We start from the raw sequence: 5,174 nt of genomic DNA, 5'->3' as shown, positions 1-5,174 counted from the left end.
CCGCCGAGGCCGGACACCACCTCGCCGAGCCCCCCGCGCACCGGCACCCGCAGCGACCGGTTGGCCCGGCACACGATGTCCTGCGCCATCTTCCGGTGCCCCCGGTCGACCGCGCSCGGGAATCGCGACGGGCGCGGGCAGCAGCGCGTACACGACCTGGTCCACCAGCACGCACGCGTGCCGCCCGTAGCGTGCGTCGCACTGAAGGCGTACGACATCCAGCAGTCGGAGTGAGGCCCGCTCGGCGTCCGGCACGCTGTCGGCGGGACCCAGTGCGAAGGCGGCCACGCGGACCGTGTCCCAGCCCAGGCGGTGTGCCGCCTCCGTGGCATCCGCCGAACCATCGAGCAGGCGGCGCACCAGCTCGGTGTTCCGCCGCTGGGCCAGCTCCTGGGCGGCGCGGGCCCGCAGCAGGAGCAGCGCCGCCGTCGAGGCGCCCTGCACCAGGGTCGCCTCGGCGTCCGCGGCGAGCGTGCCGCCGTCGACCACCCAGACCGAGCCGAGACTCTCACCGCCTGCCCGCACCGCGACCGCCAGCCGCGGCAGGCCGCGCGGTGTGATCGGCGGCAGCCACACCGGCCCGTCCGAGGCGAACACAAGGCGGACCTGTTCCGCGTTCTCCACGCTGTCCGGCACCTGGAGCCCCAGAATGCCCTGCCGGCGTTCCTCGTCGACCTGCTGACCGGACACGGTGGAGTAGGCCAGGACCCGCTGACGCCGGTCCTCCACGGACACCGCCCCGCCGGACGCCGCCGCGATCGCGTCGGCCAGCGCGAACAGATCGCCCCGCCCGTCGCCGTGCGCCGACCGGGCGCCGACCGCCGAGGCCAGCAGCAGGTGCACGTGGTGCCAGGCCGTCTCCCCGTCGATCGCCAGCAGCGCCACGCCGCGCGTCCGGGCCTCATCGGCCGGTCCGTCCGCACCGCGCACCACGACCCCGGTCATCCCCGCCCGCGCGGCGGCCCGTACCAGCGGTCCTGCCGCCGCGGCCCGCACGCCGACGGCGAGCAGCAGGGCACCGGGCACCTGCGGCAGCGGAGCGTGCGGATCGTGCAGGAGCACCTCGGTGACCTGGGCCATGGGGTCGGCCGGAGCGGTGAGAAGCCGTAGCGCCGGGCTGCCGACGACGTCCAGCAGGCCGCTGAGGGTACAGCCGTGCACAGGTGTTCCTTCCCTCATCTCGACCGCTGCCGCCGCGCCCGGCTGTGGCGCGGGCGTCGGGTAAGAGTGCCCGGAGGCCGGGAAGGTTGCCTGAGCCGAGACCTCGGCGCCTCGCACGGAAGCCGCCGTCGTCCAACGCCCGCTCGTTCTCCTCAAGGGGCGCCCGGAAACCTTGGTCACGCGGTGCGGCCGATGGGGTACGCTGACCCGGATTCCACGCGGCAGGTCGTCTGCCGCCCCGCTCGGCGCGCTCGGCGCCGACACGCACCGCGTGCCCTGCCCGGAAGGAGGCGAGAGACATGGACCGTGCCGACTGCGTTGCGGCCATAGTTGCCTCCGGCCGTGTGTCCTCCCTCCTCTGCGGCACGCGGTAACTTCCCTCCCCCTCCTGTTTCCTGTCCTCGGCGTCTTCCTGCGATGCCGCGTCACGGGACGTCCTGGCCTGCGCGCTTCGTCGCCGCGGCCGTGGGGGCGCGTGCCCGAAGACGGGCCCTTCTCCTGCTGATCCCGTGCTCTCGGCGCTGTTCGCCGCACGACCGGCAAGAGCTCCGGCGCGAGTGACACATGGCCGCCGGTGAGGCAGGTCCCGGACGCCGTCCGCGGCGCCCGCCGCCCCACCGCCATGCCGTGTCCCCGTGCTGTGTGCACCGGCCCGTCGTCACCCCTGCGACCGTCCCCGGCCGGCTGTCTCGACAGCACCTCGACATGAAACGCGTGTGATCGCCATGAGCAAGAAACGTCCCGGTAGGCAACCCCTCCCGTCCACCCCTTCCACGGCCTCCGACCGTTCACCGGGCCACGAGGTTCCCGCCGTGCCTCCGGCAGCGGTGCCCGATCCGAAGCGCTGGTGGGCGCTGGCCGTCATCGCCCTCGCCCAGCTGATGGTGATCCTCGACGGCACCGTCGTGAACATCGCGCTGCCCTCCGCCCAGCGCGCTCTCGGTATGTCGGACGCCGACCGGCAGTGGGTGATCACCGCCTACACCCTGGCCTTCGGGGGACTGTTGCTGCTCGGTGGCCGGATCTCCGATCTGGTGGGCCGCAAACGTGCCTTCGTCATCGGCCTGGCCGGGTTCGCCGCGGCCTCAGCGCTGGGCGGCGCGGCGGCCGGACCCGGGATGCTGTTCGCGGCGCGGGCCCTGCAAGGCGCGTTCGCGGCGGTTCTGGCGCCCTCGGCCCTGTCGCTGCTGACGACGACGTTCACCGACCCCAAGGAGCGGGCCCGAGCGTTCGGGGTCTACGGTGCGCTGGCCGGCGGCGGCAGCGCGGTCGGACTGGTCGTGGGCGGCCTGCTGACCGAGTACCTGACCTGGCGCTGGTCTCTGTACGTCAACGTGCCCATCGCGCTGGCCGCCCTGCTCGGCGCACCGGCCTTCCTGCGCGACCGCTCAGGACGTCGCGGCGGGCACCTCGACGTGCCGGGCGCGCTGCTGGGCTGCGGCGGGCTCGTCGCCCTCGTGTACGGCTTGAGCGAGGCCGAACCCCGCGGCTGGACCAGCCCGTCGGTGCTCACACTGCTCGTGGCCGGTGTGACCCTGCTCGCCGTGTTCGTGTGGTGGCAGAGCCGCGCGGCGAACCCGCTGCTGCCGCTGCGCATCGTCAGGGAACGGGCCCGGGCCGGATCGTTCGCGACGATGGGTCTGGCCACCGTCGGCATGTTCGGTGTCTTCCTCTTCCTGACCTACTACCTGCAAGTCGTCCTCGGCTACCCGCCGGTGCGGACCGGCCTGGCATTCGTGCCGGTCTCGGCCGGGATCGTCATCGGTGCGACCCAGATCGCGGCCCGGCTGCTGCCCCGCACGGCACCGCGCGTCCTGATGTCGTCCGGCATGGTGCTGGCCGCCACCGGCATGGTGCTGCTCAGTCGCCTGACCGTGCACACGCAGTACGTCCCGCACGTACTGCCCGCGCTGCTGCTGGTCGGTCTGGGCATGGGCCTGACCTTCATGCCGGTCTACGCGACGGCCACCGCGGGCGTGCCCGCGCAGGACGCCGGAGTGGCCTCGGCCGCCCTCAACACCGTCCAGCAGATGGGCGCTTCGCTGGGCACCGTACTGCTCAACACCATCGCCACCGGCGCCACAAGCCGCTACATCCAGGCGCACGCACACGAGCCGGCCCACCGTGGCACAGCCCTGGACGAAGGCACGGTGCACGGCTTCTCCGTCGCCTACCTGTGCTCAGCAGGCGTCCTGCTGCTCGCCGCCCTGGTGGCAGGTCTCACCGTCCAGCCCAGGAAGCCGCCGACGACCGGGAACGACACACCGGCCTAGGTGGGTTCGTTCGCATCTGCCCCGGACGGGTGGTTGGTTGAACCCGCTTCTCGGCGGCGGCTAGGCCGGGTTCACCAACCCCACGTCGAACGCGAAGATCACCGCCTGCACCCGGTCCCGGACGTCGATCTTCTGGAGCACCCGGCTCACGTGGGTCTTGACGGTGGACTCGGCGAGGCACAGCCGCGCGGCGATCTCAGCGTTGTTCCAGCCCTTGGCCATCGCGCAGAGGACCTCGCGTTCACGTTCGGTGAGCGCGGCGAGCCGTGCTTCCTGCGCGGGCGTCCGGCCCGACAGACGCTGGGTGTAGGCGTCGATGAGCTTGCGGGTCAGCCCGGGGGCGATGACGGCGTCCCCGGCGGCGACGGCCCGGATGCCGCTGACGAGTTCGTCGGGCAGGGCGTCCTTGAGGAGGAAACCGCTGGCACCCGCGCGCAGCGCGCCGTACGCGTACTCGTCCAGGTCGAACGTGGTCAGCACGAGAATCCGGGAACGGCCGCCGGAGTCCACGATGCGGCGGGTGGCCTCGATGCCGTCCATGCCGGGCATGCGGACGTCCATCAGGACCACGTCCGGGCGGAGTTCGGCGGCCAGACGGACCGCCTCGGCGCCGTGGGTGGCCTCTCCGATCACGTTCAGGTCGGCGTACTGCTCCATCAGCATGCTGAAACCGAGCCGCTGGAGTGCCTGGTCGTCGACGATGAGGATGGTGGTCATCCGGGGCGCTTCTCCGTATGTGCCGAGGGGGTGGTGAGCTGGAAGCGGGCGCGGACGGTCCAGCCGCCGCGGTCGTCGGGTCCGGCCGTGACGCCGCCGCCGTACAGCGCTGCCCGCTCGCGCATGCCGACCAGGCCGCGCCCTTCGGGGTCGCCACCCGTGGCGGCGAGGGACGGTCCGCTGTCCTCGACCGTCAGGTCCACGGCCTGCTCGCCGATGACGACCGCGACCCGCACGGTGGTGGTGGGCGCCGCGTACTTGAGGGTGTTGGTCAGGGCCTCCTGGACGACGCGGTAGACGGCGAGTTGGAGGCCGGACGGCAGGTCGGCGGGGTGGCCCTCGATGTGCAGGGTGGCGGCGGGACCGGCGGCGCGGACCCGTTCGAGCAGCGTGTGCAAGTCGTCGAAGCCCGGCTGCGGGCTCAGCGGCGCATCGGCGGCCCTCTCCTCCTCGCCGATGACGGCGAGCAGACGGCGCAGCTCGGCCAGCGCGCCACGGCCGCTGTCGGCGATGAGGCGCAGGGCCTGGGCGCCGCGCTCGGGTTTCTCCTCGGTCAGCCCCGCGGCGCCGTTGGCGAGGCCGACGATGACGGCGAGGGTGTGGCCCAGGATGTCGTGCATCTCGCGGGCGACGCGGGAGCGCTCGGCGGCGGTGGCGAGGCGGGCACGCTGGTCGCGCTCGACCTCCAGCCGGGCGGCCCGTTCGTGCAGCGCCACGATGTACGCGTTCAGGACCCGGCCGACCACACCCGCCGCGGCGACCGCCGCCACCAGGAGTGCCTGGACGATGGCGAGCACCACGGTCTGCATGCCGGTGGTCTGGCCCTGGTACTGGGTGGAGACGCTCACCAGCGTCTGGACGATGGCCACCGCCATACAGACCGCCAACTGCACGGGTCGGCAGTTGCGGCCCACATTGAGCAGCGCGACCAGTCGCGCGGCATCGACAGCCGTGGCGATGTCCTGCATGAGGATGACCACGGCCGTCGCGGAGGTGATGACGAACGTGAGGATGGGCCGCTGC

The 5,174-nt window shown here is 72.9% G+C and carries 4 protein-coding genes; 1 reads left to right on the top strand and 3 read right to left on the bottom strand.

Annotation, left to right across the window (positions count from 1 at the left end):
* A partial coding sequence (locus AB8Z36_RS31595) for a PucR family transcriptional regulator (RefSeq protein WP_369216817.1) occupies nucleotides 1-1,161 on the bottom strand: 1,161 nt, incomplete at its 3' end.
* A 725-nt stretch (nucleotides 1,162-1,886) separates the two neighbouring features.
* On the opposite strand from AB8Z36_RS31595, the gene AB8Z36_RS31590 reads away from it, so the two are divergent.
* A complete protein-coding gene (locus tag AB8Z36_RS31590; protein ID WP_440582047.1) occupies nucleotides 1,887-3,434 on the top strand; it encodes an MFS transporter in 1,548 nt (515 codons plus the stop codon).
* Nucleotides 3,435-3,494: 60 nt separating this feature from the next.
* Here the strand turns inward: AB8Z36_RS31590 and AB8Z36_RS31585 are convergent, their stop codons facing one another.
* Nucleotides 3,495-4,151, bottom strand: coding sequence for a response regulator (locus AB8Z36_RS31585; RefSeq protein WP_369216815.1), 657 nt, complete (start codon nucleotides 4,149-4,151; stop codon nucleotides 3,495-3,497).
* On the bottom strand, nucleotides 4,148-5,174 hold a 1,027-nt coding region (locus tag AB8Z36_RS31580; RefSeq protein WP_369216814.1), incomplete at its 5' end, for a sensor histidine kinase. The genes AB8Z36_RS31580 and AB8Z36_RS31585, both read right to left, overlap by 4 nt.

It is taken from the genome of Streptomyces flavofungini, from assembly GCF_041028215.1.
Lineage (GTDB): Bacteria > Actinomycetota > Actinomycetes > Streptomycetales > Streptomycetaceae > Streptomyces > Streptomyces flavofungini_B.
Note: the sequence above shows the minus strand (reverse complement) of the source record. Positions and strands in the feature narration are given on the sequence as shown.

Excerpts from the sequence above, each read along its gene's own strand:
- AB8Z36_RS31590 (WP_440582047.1), top strand. The coding sequence starts at position 1,887 with ATGAGCAAGAAACGTCCCGGTAGGCAACCCCTCCCGTCCACCCCTTCC.
- AB8Z36_RS31585 (WP_369216815.1), bottom strand. The coding sequence starts at position 4,151 with ATGACCACCATCCTCATCGTCGACGACCAGGCACTCCAGCGGCTCGGT.